At 36.9% G+C, this 15628-nt stretch carries 15 protein-coding genes, 1 tRNA gene and 1 pseudogene; 7 read left to right on the forward strand and 10 right to left on the reverse strand.

The window, feature by feature from the left end; genetic code table 11:
- Positions 1–133: 133 nt before the first annotated feature.
- Both KKC46_03850 and KKC46_03855 read left to right on the forward strand, forming a co-directional pair.
- A pseudogene (locus tag KKC46_03850) lies at positions 134–268 on the forward strand (lysozyme).
- Between the two features lie 310 nt (positions 269–578).
- Positions 579–983, forward strand: coding sequence for a hypothetical protein (locus tag KKC46_03855; protein ID MBU1052951.1), 405 nt, complete (start codon positions 579–581; stop codon positions 981–983).
- Between the two features lie 100 nt (positions 984–1083).
- Here the strand turns inward: KKC46_03855 and KKC46_03860 are convergent, their stop codons facing one another.
- The gene (locus tag KKC46_03860) at positions 1084–1266 is read right to left on the reverse strand and encodes a hypothetical protein (protein ID MBU1052952.1); all 183 of its coding nucleotides are present in this window, start codon (positions 1264–1266) and stop codon (positions 1084–1086) included.
- Positions 1267–1489: 223 nt separating this feature from the next.
- Between KKC46_03860 and KKC46_03865 the strand changes: the two genes are divergently transcribed.
- Together KKC46_03865 and KKC46_03870 are read left to right on the forward strand one after the other, a co-directional pair.
- Positions 1490–2092 (forward strand): CarD family transcriptional regulator, encoded by a 603-nt coding sequence (locus KKC46_03865; protein ID MBU1052953.1) that lies wholly within the window; start codon positions 1490–1492, stop codon positions 2090–2092.
- A 66-nt stretch (positions 2093–2158) separates the two neighbouring features.
- Positions 2159–3217 (forward strand): RluA family pseudouridine synthase, encoded by a 1059-nt coding sequence (locus KKC46_03870; protein ID MBU1052954.1) that lies wholly within the window; start codon positions 2159–2161, stop codon positions 3215–3217.
- Between the two features lie 17 nt (positions 3218–3234).
- Here KKC46_03870 and pth read toward each other — a convergent pair whose 3' ends face one another.
- From pth to KKC46_03915, 9 genes are all read right to left on the reverse strand, one after another.
- Positions 3235–3825 (reverse strand): aminoacyl-tRNA hydrolase, encoded by a 591-nt coding sequence (gene pth / locus KKC46_03875; protein ID MBU1052955.1) that lies wholly within the window; start codon positions 3823–3825, stop codon positions 3235–3237.
- A gap of 22 nt (positions 3826–3847) precedes the next feature.
- Positions 3848–4501, reverse strand: a complete 654-nt coding sequence (locus KKC46_03880; protein MBU1052956.1) for a 50S ribosomal protein L25/general stress protein Ctc — start codon at positions 4499–4501, stop codon at positions 3848–3850.
- Positions 4502–4742: 241 nt separating this feature from the next.
- Positions 4743–5681 carry a ribose-phosphate pyrophosphokinase gene (locus KKC46_03885; protein ID MBU1052957.1) on the reverse strand — a complete coding sequence of 313 codons (939 nt, stop codon included), beginning with the start codon at positions 5679–5681 and terminating at the stop codon, positions 4743–4745.
- A gap of 97 nt (positions 5682–5778) precedes the next feature.
- Positions 5779–5853 (reverse strand) — tRNA-Gln (locus tag KKC46_03890).
- A gap of 56 nt (positions 5854–5909) precedes the next feature.
- A complete protein-coding gene (gene ispE / locus KKC46_03895; GenBank protein MBU1052958.1) occupies positions 5910–6743 on the reverse strand; it encodes a 4-(cytidine 5'-diphospho)-2-C-methyl-D-erythritol kinase in 834 nt (277 codons plus the stop codon).
- A 100-nt stretch (positions 6744–6843) separates the two neighbouring features.
- The gene (locus tag KKC46_03900; protein MBU1052959.1) at positions 6844–8364 is read right to left on the reverse strand and encodes a DegQ family serine endoprotease; all 1521 of its coding nucleotides are present in this window, start codon (positions 8362–8364) and stop codon (positions 6844–6846) included.
- A 25-nt stretch (positions 8365–8389) separates the two neighbouring features.
- Entirely contained in the window at positions 8390–8818 is a 429-nt protein-coding gene (locus KKC46_03905; GenBank protein MBU1052960.1) for a DUF1844 domain-containing protein, read from the reverse strand.
- Between the two features lie 244 nt (positions 8819–9062).
- Positions 9063–10643 carry a phosphoglycerate dehydrogenase gene (serA, locus tag KKC46_03910; protein ID MBU1052961.1) on the reverse strand — a complete coding sequence of 527 codons (1581 nt, stop codon included), beginning with the start codon at positions 10641–10643 and terminating at the stop codon, positions 9063–9065.
- A gap of 263 nt (positions 10644–10906) precedes the next feature.
- On the reverse strand, positions 10907–11845 hold the full coding sequence (locus KKC46_03915) for a TIGR01212 family radical SAM protein (protein ID MBU1052962.1): 939 nt from the start codon (positions 11843–11845) through the stop codon (positions 10907–10909).
- A gap of 164 nt (positions 11846–12009) precedes the next feature.
- Between KKC46_03915 and mnmG the strand changes: the two genes are divergently transcribed.
- From mnmG to hpt, 3 genes are all read left to right on the forward strand, one after another.
- Positions 12010–13914 (forward strand): tRNA uridine-5-carboxymethylaminomethyl(34) synthesis enzyme MnmG, encoded by a 1905-nt coding sequence (gene mnmG / locus KKC46_03920; protein ID MBU1052963.1) that lies wholly within the window; start codon positions 12010–12012, stop codon positions 13912–13914.
- Positions 13915–14062: 148 nt separating this feature from the next.
- Positions 14063–14974, forward strand: coding sequence for a DnaJ domain-containing protein (locus tag KKC46_03925; GenBank protein ID MBU1052964.1), 912 nt, complete (start codon positions 14063–14065; stop codon positions 14972–14974).
- Between the two features lie 126 nt (positions 14975–15100).
- Positions 15101–15619 carry a hypoxanthine phosphoribosyltransferase gene (gene hpt, locus KKC46_03930; protein MBU1052965.1) on the forward strand — a complete coding sequence of 173 codons (519 nt, stop codon included), beginning with the start codon at positions 15101–15103 and terminating at the stop codon, positions 15617–15619.
- The last annotated feature ends 9 nt before the right edge of the window (positions 15620–15628 follow it).

Below are 15628 nucleotides of genomic sequence, written 5' to 3' on the forward strand. Positions count from 1 at the left end.
AGATGCAATATAAACAGAGAATAATAAAAAACATGAAAAACCGAGCTAAACAATTTGGCCTGAAATTGGTGGAAGCAGCTGATGTGGCTGGGACTGATATTGCTGTGCCATCAACAATTTAATTTAAAGTTTATTGGGAGCATATCATTATTTTACTTTTTGTAAGCCCGGCATTAAACAAGCCCATAACTTTATAAATACAGTTACGGTTGATCCTAATTCCTTACCACCTGCTATTGACTTTGAATTTGTTGGTAACTGCAAATAAAAGACCTGCTAAGGCAGTACTGTTAAAAAAATTATTTATCTTCATCATAGAGATAGAAGAAAAATATGGAAAAGCTCCTATATTTTATATATTTAATAAAAACCACTTGCAAATATAGTGTAACATATTAAATTAACAATAATATCGCAAATAATCACTAAGGAGAAAAAATGTAAAAACATTTTACCCGAAATCGCTCACTTTCTTTTAAAAATATAATAACCTTCTTTGCAAACCTTAATAAAGGGTCCTAATAGAAATCGAACTGAAAGGGTTTTTCAAAACAAAAAACAATCAGCTTACAAAATTGATGCAATCTGATCTGGTATTACTGGATCGAGGATATCCGGCTGCGTGGCTTTTCAATTTAATCTTATCCATCAATGCTCATTTTTGTGCACGTGTTAAAGTATCCCAATGGAAAATCATCAAGAAGTTTTTCAATTCCGGCAAGAAGGAAAAAATTGTTAAACTGCCGCAGACATATCCTTCCATCAGAGTGTGCAAAGAAATGGGGCTTGATACAACAGATATCAGAGTTCTGCTAATTCGTATTGAATTGCCTTCCGGTAAAACTGAAATTCTTGTCACGTCTTTGCTCGATAAAGATCAATTCGATATACAGGCAACCCGCTTAATTCAACGGCATTGTCCCGTGCTTGCAGAGAATAGGCGGCAATCATGTCGATCCCCAAGCGTTGCATGGCCCTCCTAAACTGGGTAGGCTGCGTCTTGCTTACTTCGGCCTCCTGTCTCAGGAGTAAACCAGTAATGGCTTCCCCTATCGCTATAACGAGCACTGAATGAACCCCGCTTTACTGATTACATCCCATAGCCCCTTGCAAACTACTGAAAGTCCCCTCCTCATGGACAAAAAACATGGAATAGTGTTCACTTGTCGCATCTCTGTCCGTCTCATTCGTCACCTCCATTGGTGACCATTGTAAACCGGACAGATTACGTGCTACAATACAGGACAGTTTATGTGTTTCTGACACAAAATCTAATTTTCTTGCCTGATTTCCAAAAGTATGTTATATATATTTGTAGATTATAAATGGATAAATAAGAATTAGGTAAAATTTAGATTAATAATAAATAAAAATGGGCGATATGCAGAATATTTTTACTGGTATCAATTTCTTATATATTATCCTTTTTCTGAGTTTTCTGCATTTAATTTTTGACAATATTAAAATAGGACAACAGAGGTTAGTTATCATGCGAAGGTCTTGTAACGCGGTATCGGCAGCAACCGATACTAACGCAAAAATAAACGGTGGACGAGCTGGAGTACGCTTCATAAGAAAAGAAGTACGTGAATTTCATGTGGGTGACCTTGCTGTATATCCTGCACATGGAGTCGGGCGGATAGAAGCTATTGAAAATAAAATTATAAATGGCGAAAAGCACGATTTTTATATCATAAAAGTTCTTGAAAACGGAATGGTTATTATGATTCCGACATGGAACGTTGATTCGGTTGGGTTAAGGGACGTAATAAGTGAAGGAGAAGTTACTAAAATTTATGATTTTATGAAAAGCAAGAAAGAAACTCCTATCGATACCCAAACATGGAACCGAAGATACAGAGATTATATGGACAAAATCAAAACAGGTTCATTATATGATGTTGCAGAGGTTTTCAGGGATCTTTACCTTTTGAAATTAACAAAAGATCTTTCTTTCGGAGAGCGAAAACTTTTTGATACGGCTCAAACTCTTCTGGTAAAAGAGCTCTCAACCGCAAGACAAACCAGCGAGGACAAAATATTTTCTGAAATTGAATCTTTATTTACTGCTAAAGATAAGCCAAAGGATTAATTTCCGAAGAATAAAAGCGGAACAATAAGTATGTTCCCGAAAAAAGAGATTCATTTGATCCAAAATATGATCCAAGATGCCGCTGGCTCCTGTCGGCGGCATCCAAAATCTAATCAAAATAATAGTATTCAATCTTTATCTACAACCTGCATCACCCGTATATCTTCGGATGAGTTTACATTCCATGCAGACGAATCCGTTTCCGGAAAACGGCTTGATATTGTTGTATCATCTTCTGTTCCTTCCTGTTCACGATCAATTGCCGCTTCTCTTATAACCAAAGGGAAAATAACAGTTGAGGATCGTATAAAAAAACCAAGTTATAAAGTAAAATGCGGCGATAAAATCACAGGAACAATTCCTGACCCGGAACCGGTCTTATTTCTTCCCGAACCCATAGAATTAAATATTCTTTATGAAGATTCAGATATAATAGTTATAAACAAGCAACCAGGAATAGTGGTACATCCTGCACCGGGTCATTATTCGGGAACTCTGGTTAATGCTCTTTTATTTCATTGTCCCGATTTAACCGGGATAGGAGGTGAAATAAGACCAGGTATTGTTCACAGGCTTGATAAAGATACCTCAGGAGCTCTTGTAGTTGCAAAAAATGATATTTCCCATGCTAATATTAGTTTGCAGTTTAAGGAAAGAATGGTTAAAAAGAAATATATCGCTCTTGTTTACGGTAACATGGAGCCGGATTCCGGATCAATAAAACTTCCCATAGGAAGGCATCCTTCAGATAGAAAAAAAATGTCCGTTTTAACCCGCAAGCCTAAAATGGCAGAAACTTTATGGAAAGTTATTGAGCGTTTTAAAGTTGTAACACTCATTGAAATAGATCTTAAAACCGGACGCACCCACCAGATAAGGGTTCACTGTGCGGCAAAAAGACATCCAGTTGTAGGGGATCAGGTTTATGGCAATAAATCAAACCTATCTGTCAACTCAAATAACTCAAAAAAAAACCAAGAATTTTCTATACAGGTAAAAAGGCATATGCTTCATGCCTGGAAAATAAGATTTGTTCATCCTGTTACAAATAAAACAATGGAATTTGAAGCACCAATGCCTGAAGACATGAAAGAATTTATCAGTTCATTAAAAGAACTGTCATAAAAACTTGGTTTTGGTTTTCATAAAATATTTCTTTTATCATTAAACCTGTTCATTGCTTCTTCTATGCCGCTATAAAGAATCGTTACCGCAGCATCACAGGCCGTTTTAATTATGAGGTTTAACGTATCTTTTTCTTTGGCACTAAATTTATCGAGAACATAGTTTGAAACACTTGTACCGGATTCAGAACGTCCTATACCTATGCGAATCCTGGAAATATTATCGTTTCCAAAGGAATTTATTAAAGATATAATGCCCTTATGACCTCCAGATCCTCCCCTCGGATTTATTTTGATTCTTCCGAAAGCAAGATCTATATCATCATATATGATCAATATATCTTTTTGTAATATTTTATAAAAATTTGAAAGAGAATAAACCGGAAGTCCGCTTTTGTTCATAAAGGCAACAGGTTTTGTCAGTATAACATTTATGCCTTCTATAATCCCGCGTCCATATATTGTTTCAAACTTTTTTTTCTCAACCGGAATTGAAAAAATATCAGCTAATGCATCAATTACCATAAATCCGGCATTATGACGGGTTTTTGCATATGTATTGCCGGGATTACCTAAACCGGCAATAAGGCAAACTCTTTTTTCTGGCATAACCTATGTGCTTGTTAGTTTATTATTCTTTCTCTTCTGATTTCGTTTCCTGCTTGCCTGCTGTATCTTCTGCTACAACCTCATCCACTTCTTCTTCAACTTCTTTTTCTTCGGACTTGGTAGAAAGAACCGTAACTACCGTATAATTTACATCATCCGGAAATTCAACTCCTTCTGGCATAACTATATCTTTAACATGTATGGAATCGCCAATGTCAAGCTCGGTAATGTCAACTTCAATTGATTCCGGAATTCCAACGGGTAAACATAATACTTCTAGTTCCCTCTTGATTACCTGAAGCATTCCGCCCGAATCTATCCCTTTTGCAATACCCTTGGTAACAACAGGAATCTTTACCTTGATTTTCCTATCCATTGCAATTTCATAAAAATCAACATGCAGTAGCTTTCTGGATAACGGATGAGTTTGCAATTCCTTAATCATTGCTGTTCTGGCATGTGAGGAGCCGTTTTGTATCTCAATGTTTAAAAGCGCCTGTTTAATATTTCCTTTTTTTAGTATATCTTCAAGGTCTTTATTTGAAATAGATAATAAAACCGTATCTTTCCCCGGGCCGTATATTACAGCCGGAACTTCACCCATACGCCTTAATGCTCTTGCCGGACTGTTGCCGGTAGATTCTCTTAATTTTGCTTTAATTTTTAATAACTCCAATAGATTTTCCTCCTTATTGTTCATGGATTCATATTGAAAAAATCAACCATTTTCCAAAATAAAAAATCCATATGCTTAATCAACATTGCATCTGGAGCTTTTGGTTTTACAATTTTAATATGATTTTTCAGGTTAATTAGCCATAGAGTACACAGATAAAACGTGAGAGAATCATTATAATACTAAATTCTTAATAGAAATACAATACCCGTATGTTTTATGTTTCTGGAACTCATATTATTTAAATAAACAGCGATGTTACCGAATCTCCGTTATAACTTCGGATTATGGCCTCACCAACAAGCTTATATGATGATAATACCTTTATTTTATTGCATGCTAAAGCTTCTTTATTCAGAGGTATCGTATCCGTAACGACAAGGCTTTTAAGAGGCGAATCAGTAATACGCGAAATTGCCAGACCTGATAAAACCGGATGCGAGCAACAGGCATGAATTTCTTTTGCTCCGTTTTTAATAATTGCTACTGCAGCCTCCGTGAGAGTACCGGCTGTATCGACCATATCGTCTATAATTATCGCAATCTTTTCTCTGACGTCGCCTATTACCGACATACCTTTTACTTTGTTTGGCACCTCTCTGCGTTTATCTATCACAGCCAGATCGCAATTAAGGCGCTTCGCATATGCTCTTGCCCTTTCAGCACCACCGGCATCCGGAGATACAATAACAAGGTTGTTTTCAAAATTAGATTTAATATAATCTATAATTACAGGAGCCGCAAACAAATTATCCACAGGAATATTAAAAAAACCCTGAATCTGACCTGCATGTAAATCCATGGTAATAAGCCTGTTTGTTCCTGCTACAGTAAGCAGATCTGCAACCAGCTTAGCGCTTATAGGAACACGAGGAGCTACTTTTTTGTCCTGCCTTGCATAACCGTAATAAGGTATAACAGCGGTTATTCTCCTTGCTGAAGAACGTTTTAGCGCATCTACCATCAAAAGCAACTCAATAAGATTATCATTAACCGGTGCACATGTTGATTGAACAACAAAAACATCTTTTGATCTTACATTTTCATTTATTTCAATCTGTATCTCACCGTCACTAAAGGTTTTAACTTTGGCATCGCCAAGATCAACTTTAAGATAATCACATATTTTATTAGACAAATCAATGCTTGAGTTGCCGGAAAAGATTACATAATCACTCATTACTTATTCCAATATTTCATTAATGATACTTTTGTAATAATTAAAAAAATTCAACTACTTACTATTCTTCTTTCATCTGTTTCGATATAAAAAATAATGGTTGGGGTGGGAGGATTCGAACCTCCGAATGCAGGAACCAAAGTCCTGTGTCTTACCGCTTGACGACACCCCAGAGACAAGATAAAAAACACATTAAGGCCGTAATACCAACTATCCAAAGGTACCGTTTCAATTTATTGAATCCACAACAAATATACGCCACCCTCTATTTTGCGAAAGAACAGTAACCGCGTTTGCTGCACTGTTGCTATCGGGAAAAAGACCGAATACTGAAGATCCGCTTCCAGACATAAGAACACCCGAAGCTTTTTGCTTTAATAAAGCCTCTTTTATTGTATTTATTTCAGGATACATTGAAGCAGTAACATACTCAAGATCATTACAAAGAAGCTGCGCATCAAATTCCTGTTTAAGGGATAAGCTCTTAAATTTTTTTTTACAATTTGTCAATCCTAAATTAAGATTTTTATAAACATCTGCAGTTGAAACGCTAAACCCGGGGTAAACAATCAAGATCTTATAGGCCAATTTCAAAGCATATTCTTCAAGCTTTTCACCTATACCGGTTGCCAAAGCAGGTTTATTAAATAAAAAAAAGGGGACATCCGCACCAATTTCAAGTCCCATTGACATTATTTCTTCTATTGAAAACGGATGGCCGAAGTGAATGTTTAATGCTGATAATACAGATGCGGCATTGCTGCTTCCTCCCCCAAGCCCTGCACCTGAAGGAATTTTTTTTTCTATATGTATCTTAACCGCTATATTTTTTTTTAATTTCCCCGAAAAAAGATTAACAGCTTTTATGGCATGATTTTTTTCATCACATGGAATTTCCTGATCGGTACATGTAAGGGAAGTAGCGCCATTAGTAAAATTAATATGCATTATATCATATAAACTCACACAACACATTAATGTTTCAATTTCATGATAGCCATCGGGTCTTTTTCCTAATACATGCAAAAACAGATTGACTTTCGCTGGAGAAAAGATTTTCAATTAATGCCACCTGTTATATTGTAAAACTCTTGAAAAAAAATGCTCGGTGGGGAAATATTTCCTTTCCCCACCAGCAATCATTGTAACTTCTTTTGGTAACTTATTTTGAAATTTTTACTAAAATATAGCCGACTTTATTTCTTCGCAAAAGAATATTTAAAGATTTATCCTTTTTGATTTTGTTTAGTTCTTCAGCATATTCTCTTACAGATTTTATAGGCTGATGATTTATTTCTTTGATAATATCGCCGGGTACTATACCGGCTTCGGCAGCTAAGCCATCGGGATCAATTGCAACCACAACAGCACCCTCATTATCAGAAATATTAAAATTTCTTGCTATATCAGGAGTAAGATCGGCAACACGAATACCTATATCATCATCTGACTGCCCTCTTGAGGAATCCCTGGCTGAAGCTATTTTCTCATCCAATCTTTTGGCAATTTCAACATTAACTATCTTTTCCTTGCCATTTCGCAACACCTTGATTTTAGCACTTTTGCCTACACTCATTGCAGCTACTATTTTAAGAAGAGTTCTGCTTGAGTCAATTTTTTGATCGTTAATCTCAGTAATAATGTCCTTTGACCTTATTCCCGCCTTATCGGCAGGATCTCCGGGAATAACATCTGAAACAAGAACACCTTTTCCATCTTCAATACCTAAATATTCAGATATATCGGCAGGCAAATCCTGGATAGTGACACCAAGCCATCCTCTGGTTACGTCACCATATTTTTTCAACTGATCAACGATTCCCCCAGCAAGATTTATAGGTATCGCAAACCCGATGCCCTGTCCGCCTGCAATGATAATCGTATTTATACCTATAACCTCACCGTTCATATTCAACAAAGGCCCGCCGCTGTTGCCGGGATTGATTGAAGCATCAGTCTGGATATAATCATCATAAGGGCCGGAACCTATTACCCGACCTTTTGCGCTGACTATTCCGGCCGTCACTGTGTGCTCCAAACCAAACGGACTACCTATTGCTACAACCCACTGGCCGACTTTCAATGCATCGGAATTGCCAAGTTTCAAAACCGGAAGATTGTTTTTATCTTTTATTTTAATAAGCGCAAGATCAGTATTTGGATCACGACCAATGATTTCGGCATTATATTCTTTCTCATTTTTTAATATAACTTTTATTTTATCAGAGTCTTGCACTACATGATTATTTGTAACTATATATCCTTCTTTATCAATTATAAACCCTGAGCCAAGGCTGCGCTGTTTAAATTCTCTTTGCTGGTTAGGGCCGAAGAATTTGTTGAAAAAATCTTCCATAGGGTCATCATCTCCGGATGGCCCTCTGCGAAACTGGCGGAACATATTTTTTGTTTTCGCAGTTCTTACTGTCTGGATATTTACTACTGCCGGACTGGCCATTTCTGCAAGATCACTAAAACTTTCCGGAATCATCCTTGTTTCAGGCGGATTTATTTCTTTATCGAAACCCGACGCATCCGTAATTGCTTTTTGGCCTACAGCAGGTTGTGCGTTACTGTCTGACAAAGAGTTAAAACATGAAAACACCAAAACAATTGTTGCTATAGCCAAAACAATAAAAACTGCCTTTTGCCCCTTAATTGCTGCAAATTTATCAAGCCACATTAGCGCCTCCTTTGATATCGGAACTTTATTTTTTTTCTTTCACATAAATAATTCTTAAATCATAAAGTATGCTTTTTAGCATTCCTTCTTCATCTTTTGATAAATTACCTCTGGTTTTTTCTTCCAGCATACTTAAAATATCTATTGTCTGTTTGGCAATGGTAAGATTGGTTTCTTTATTTCCGGTTGCCGGATTTTCAACAATCCCAAGGTTTACAAGTGCAGATGCATTTAGAGACATAATAAAGGTTGGAAAATTAATTTCAGGCAAACATGCTTGAGCATCATTATTATCCGGTCTTTTATCTGAAGGCTCATTTTTGCTTTTCTTTTGTTTTGTTGAGTCCTCAACTTTTGTTTCATCTGCTTTTTCTTTTTCATCAATACTTTCATCTTCCTGGGAAAAAATTCTTCGGTCTTTTACTGTAAAATTTGGTTTATTTTCTTCAGGCATAGCTATTCTCCTTATATTTCCAAAAACTCGGATTGCAAGCAAAGAATATATTTGAACCGCTTGAGCCACTTTCAAAACGTTTCAGTTTGGTCAAGCTCAAGGCGGGAGAAAATTTCAACCACAGGAATACCTTTAGTATTTCGAGGATTGAAATTTGAGCCCAACGCAGAGATCGGCCAAAATGGGGCGTTTTGAAACTGGCTTGCTTGTACAGTTTTTCTGAGATACTACTATCCCATTTATATTAAAGCTCAAGAAGCGTAATAGTCTTAACCAGCGGCAATGCTCTTAATTCTTCAAGCACGGATTCGGGAATCGGCAAATCGGTTTTAAGCAATATGATATTTCTCTCTCCTTCCTCCTCCTGCCCCACTTGCATTCTTCCTATATTAATACTGTTCTTGCCAAGAACGGTTCCAATACTTCCGATTGCGCCGGGTTTGTCAAGATTTTGGACTAAGGCAAGATGTCCGCTTGGATGCATCTCAAGTCTGAAATTATTTATTCTTACAATTCTCGGATCTTTTTTACCGAAAATGGTACCCGCAACAACGTAAGTTTTATCTGAAGTAATACCTTTTATTGTAATAAGATTAATAAAATCTTCGGAATCGGCTGCTACGGTTTCAGTAACTTTTATACCTCTTTCCTTTGCAATAAAATTGGCATTAACAAAATTAACATCATCTTTTACAATAGGTACGAGCAAACCTCTTAAAACGGCTGTTGAAACAGGAGACATGTCAAGATCATCGAAATGGCCTGTATATTCGATGACAATTTCCTTAAAAGGGCCTTTCGAAAGTTGGGTAAGCAAGCTTCCCATTTTATCAGCAAGCAATAAAAACGGTCCGATTTTTTTCAACAGTTCTCCGGTAACAGAAGGAACATTAACCGCATTTGCAATTGTGCCGTTTTTTAAATAGTCAATTATCTGGCCTGCAACAGCTGTAGCAACATTCACCTGGGCTTCCTGTGTGGAAGCTCCAAGATGCGGTGTGCATATAACCCTATCCAGCTCAAAGAGAGGAGATGCGCCGGGAGGCTCTTTTTCAAAAACATCCAATGCTGTTCCAGCAACCTTGCCTGATTTTATTGCATTATACAGATCATCTTCATTAATTATTCCGCCCCTGGCACAGTTAATTATCATCACGCCGTTTTTCATCTTATCAAAAGCATCTTTGTTAAGCAGATTCAGCGTATCTTTCAGTTTAGGAACATGAACTGTAATATAATCTGCTTTGGCATATAAATCATCGAGAGTAACATATGTGTATCCGGCTTTTTCAATTTGTTCCGGAGTAACAAAAGGATCATAAACAACAACCTGCATTTTAAGGCCACGCGCACGGTCGGCAACAATGGACCCGATCTTTCCAAAGCCGATTATACCCAGGATTTTATTGTATAGTTCGCGGCCTTCAAGATTTTTCTTTTCCCATTTTCCAGCTTTAAGAGAAGCAGTTCCCCATGGAATGTTTCTTGTCATGGCCATCATCATTGCAATTGCATGTTCTGCGGTTGTAATAACATTTCCACCCGGAGTGTTCATTACAATCACACCATGTTTGGTAGCAGCAGGGATATCAACATTATCAAGACCGATTCCGGCTCTGCCGACAACCTTAAGTTGCTTTGCTGCGCTTAAAAGATCGGCCGTAACTTTTGTGGCGCTTCTTATGGCAAGACCATCATAATCACCTATAATTTCCTTGAGATCTTCGGGAGACAAACCGGGTTTGAAATCAACTTCTATTCCATCTTCATCCTGAAACATCCGGATTCCTATAGGATCCAGATTATCGCTTACAAGTACTTTCATTATTTTTCCTCTCAATATTCTTTATAGAATAATAAACACGTAGTAGCCAAATATCTAAATGACCAGTTTTTTTATCCTTTACTATGACACATAACCCATTTTTAATTTTAAAATATAAGATAAGCGTGGGCTATTGTCAAATTATCATAATTGAGCTGTAGCAATTCTCGGTGAATGTAATGCTTGATAATCAGATGTTTCATGTCAAAACAGATAATGATGCATGTTACTATCTGATAATAATCGGTTTTTTATCTTTTGATTCAAAAGCTTTCTATATCTTTTTTGTCCGGATAAAATTTTCCCTGCCGTGAATTTCTGTTTTCAAGTATGTCTTTAATTAGAAAGAGCGTTTCCGGCTTTTCCAGAGACCAAAGCGGTGCTAAAAGTTCTTTAGGGTGAGGATCTCCTGTCAGGCGATGGATAACCACATTTTCAGGGAGAAGCTCTATAAAATCACATACAAGCTGTGCATATTCATCCTGTTCAAGGCATCTGTAGTTGCCACTTAAATAAAGATCCTCCATTTTTGTGCCTTTAACAACATATAAAAGATGAAGCTTAATCCCGTCTATTTTAAGCTTTGCCAAAGCTTTTGCCGTTTTTAGCATATGTGTTTTTTCTTCTCCGGGAAGACCTAAAATAACATGAGCACAGATTTTTATGCCCCTGCCTTTGGTCATATTTACAGCGTTTACAAAACAATTAAAATCATGCCCTCTGTTGATCAGCAAAAGTGTTTCATCGTGGATGGATTGTAATCCATATTCAACCCATATATGATAATTTTTTGCATAATTTTCAAGAAGCTTAAGCACAGAATCATTAATGCAATCCGGCCTTGTTCCAATTGCAAGGCCTGCAATATTTTCAACAGACAATGCTTCATCATAAAAGCTTTTTAGCTTTTCGTAAGAAGCATAGGTATTAGAAAATGCCTGGAAGTAGGCTATGAAATTTTTTGTTTTAAACCTTTTTGAAACAGCGGCTTTTCCCGCTATAAGCTGTTGGGTTATAGAAAGCCCTTTAGCGTGAGCGCCTGTACCGGAACCCCGTGCATTGCAGTAAATACAGCCTCCGTTTGAGATTGTACCGTCCCTGTTAGGGCAATCAAATCCTGCATCAACTGTGATTTTATGTGTCCTGCACCCAAATATATTTCTAAAATAAGAATTTAAATCATAATATCTGTTTTTCAAAATATATATCCTGTCTTGATTTGATTTGAATACGATTATATATAGTACTTATAAATAAAATAAAAGGATTAAAGGTTAAGATACAAGTGCGGTTAGCTCAATTCCTTGAATCCTAACACTATCGGTTTTGAACAATAGCAATATAATTCAACTAAACATGAAATAAAATGAGCTTTTATCAAAAAAAATATGACATTATCGTAGTTGGTGCAGGACATGCCGGATGTGAAGCAGCACTTGCCGCAGCAAGAATGGGTTGCAGTGTTCTTCTTGTTGCAATAGATATTGACAAGCTCGCGGCTATGCCGTGCAGCCCTTCTATCGGAGGAATGGCTAAAGGGCAGCTTGTAAAAGAAATAGATGCTCTTGGCGGGGAAATGGCACGAGTTGCTGATAAGAGCGCAATACAGTACAGAACACTAAACACCAGAAAAGGACCTGCTGTTCATTCATCAAGAACCCAGAATGATAAATTGCGATATCACATAGCCATGAAAGCTGTTGTTGAAAAACAAGCAAATCTGGATCTAAAGCAGGTGTTTGTAGAACGTCTTATTGTTGAAAACGGAAAGATAGCGGGTATTATGGATTATACAGGTTTTTGTTATATGGCAAAAACCGTAGTTCTTGCTACCGGAACTTTTTTAAGCGGGCTTATTCATATTGGTTCTAAATCCATGAAAGCAGGAAGAGCCGGAGAATTTGCCTCTTACAGCCTTGCACAAAATCTGAAAGAGCTTGGGTTTAACCTTGGGCGAATGAAAACCGGAACTCCTCCGAGATTAAAGAAATCAAGCATTGATTTTACCGCTTTTACAAGACAGGATTCGGAGTGTAATCCAACTCCTTTTTCGGTTTTCACAAAAGACATTTTACTGCCTCAGACACCAAGCTACATGGGCCATACAAGCACAAGAAGCCGTGAAATAGTATTGAATAACCTTAAGTATTCTGCACTATATGGCGGCATAATCAAAGGTGTTTCGGCAAGATATTGCCCTTCTTTTGAAGACAAGATTGTAAAATTTCCGGAAAGAGAAACTCATCATGTAATACTTGAGCCGGAAGGGCTTGATACTGAAGAAATATATGCAAGCGGTCTTGGCAACAGTCTTCCTGTCGAAGTGCAAATTCAGCTTGTAAGATCTGTTAAAGGACTCGAAGAGGCACAAATAATAAGGCCTGCTTATGCCATTGAATATGATTATATAAACCCTGTTCAGCTCAAACAAACGCTTGAAACAAAGCTGATCTCGGGACTTTTTCTGGCCGGTCAGATTAACGGTACTTCAGGTTATGAAGAAGCAGCAGCCCAGGGTTTATGGTCAGGAATAAATGCCGCCTGCATTGTTCAAAAAAGGCCTCCTTTTATTCCGGACAGATCCCAGGCTTATATGGCTGTAATGGTTGATGACCTTGTTACAAAAGGTACCTGTGAGCCTTACCGGATGTTTACGTCAAGAGCTGAATACAGGCTGATGTTGCGTGAGGATAATGCCGATCTAAGGCTTATGGAGTCAGGATATGAGCTGGGATTAATTGATGATGATACCATTATGAAATTGCATGAACACAAAAAGCAAATTGAAGCTGAATTAAAAAGAATTAAGAGCATAGTCATAAAGCCATCTAAAGAAGTAAATGATTATTTAGAAGGCAAGGGTACCAATCCTATAACTAATGGCATATATCTGGAGCAGCTTTTAAAAAGAACACAGCTTGATTATAGTGCTGTTTGTATTCTTGCGGGTGATTGCCAAAATTTAGACGCAAGAGTAACTAAGCAGGTTGAAATAGGAATCAAATATGAAGGCTATATTGAAAGACAGCGAAAAGAAATTGAAAAGTTTAAAAATCTGGAAAAAATAAAAATTCCTGCCGGGTTTGATTTTTCAAATGTTCATGGATTATCAAATGAACTTAAAGAAAAACTTACTGAAATAAAACCCGCTTCCCTTGGCCAGGCTTCACGTATTGACGGTATGACTCCGGCTGCTGTTTCAGTGCTTATGATAGCAATAAAAGCTTTCGAACGCAGACAGCAAGTACCTGATAAAAAACTTAATTTTTGATAGATTATTGCATGATTCTTGACAGGTTTTGGCTTTAACCTTATTATAATTATTTAAAATTGTTATTTGATTATTTAAACAAAATAATTATATTAAGAATAATAGTAATTATTTAAAGTTCATCGAACAATAATAAAAGGGAATTTATATGGCCGAGACCACTTATTATAAAGAGCTTGGTGTCGAAAAAACTGCTACTGATGATGAGATTAAAAAGGCATACAGAAAACTTGCTATGAAATATCACCCTGACCATGCAAAGGATGATAAAAGTTCCGAAGAAAAATTTAAAAAAATCAGTGAAGCTTATGCAGTTTTAAGCGATAAAGAAAAACGAAAGCAATATGACGAATTCGGATCAACAGCTTTTAATCAAAAATATTCACAGGAAGATATTTTCAGAGGCTTTGATTTCAGTGATATTTTAAGAGAGTTTGGTATTGGTGGTGGTGCTTTTTCCGGCAGAGGCGGCGGTAGGCGGCCTACATGCGGAACAGGTTCACCTTTTGGAAATTTTTCCGCTTACCAGCAACAGGCTCATGGACAGGATCTTGTTTACGAGCTTCCTTTGACATTGGAAGAGGTTGCAAATGGTACTACAAAAGTTATCAGTTTCAGGCATGACAAACGTTCGGAGAAACTTACCGTTAAAATACCAAAAGGAATGCTATCGGGCAAGAAACTACGTCTTGCGGGCAAGGGAGAACCCGGCCCATATGGCACAGAACCCGGCGACCTTTATATCCAGGCAAAGGTTTTGGATAATCCTTTATACACTGTAAAGGAACATAACCTTTATATTGAAAAAAGCATTAAGCTTACCGAAGCTGTTATTGGAACAAAAATATCTATTCCCACAATTGAGGGCAAGGAACTAAACCTTAAAATACCTCCTGCTACAAAACATGGAACCAAAATGCGTCTTGCCGGTCATGGACTTCCTCAAATGAATGTTAAAAATAAAGGCGATCTATATGTTTCCATCAATATCACTATACCAAAAAGCCTGACTTCGGAACAGAAGGAATTGATAGAAAAACTTGCTGCAACAGGCATATAACGAATTAAATTAATTGACAGGAAGCATAGTTAAATGTATTAAAAAGTTTAAAAAGATAATTAAATAATACTTTGTTATTCGCATCAATTTTTTGTGTTTTCGCTAAAAGTCGTTTTGGACTTACATATGCATGAACTTATTCCTCTTTTAAAAAAAGATGTTATATATATGAGAGTTGCTGAGGTTGCCCGCAAAATTTCAGCCGATTATAAAGATTCAGAACTTGTTCTTGTGGGGATTTTAAAAGGTGCTTTTGTTTTCATGTCCGATCTTATGAGATGCCTTACAATTCCTGTTGAGGTTGATTTTATAGGTACTTCAAGTTATGGTTCCGATACCAACAGTTCCGGTAAGATAAATTTAACCAAACAACTTGATATTAATATAAAAAATAAAAATGTCCTGATTATTGAAGATATAGTTGATACGGGCAGTACTTTAGTTTATCTTATTAACTATTTAAAATCTTTTGCTCCAAAAAGTATAAAAATTTGTGCTTTGCTGGATAAGCATGAACGCCGAAAAGCAGATATTAAAGTAGACTATTCATGCTATGTAATTGAAAGTGGATTTCTTGTTGGGTATGGTCTTGATTACGCCGAAAAGTACAGAAATCTGCCGGAAATTTACCAGCTCAAACTTTAAGCAGGGGGT

The sequence above is a fragment of the Pseudomonadota bacterium genome, from assembly GCA_018817425.1.
Classification (GTDB): domain Bacteria; phylum Desulfobacterota; class Desulfobacteria; order Desulfobacterales; family RPRI01; genus RPRI01.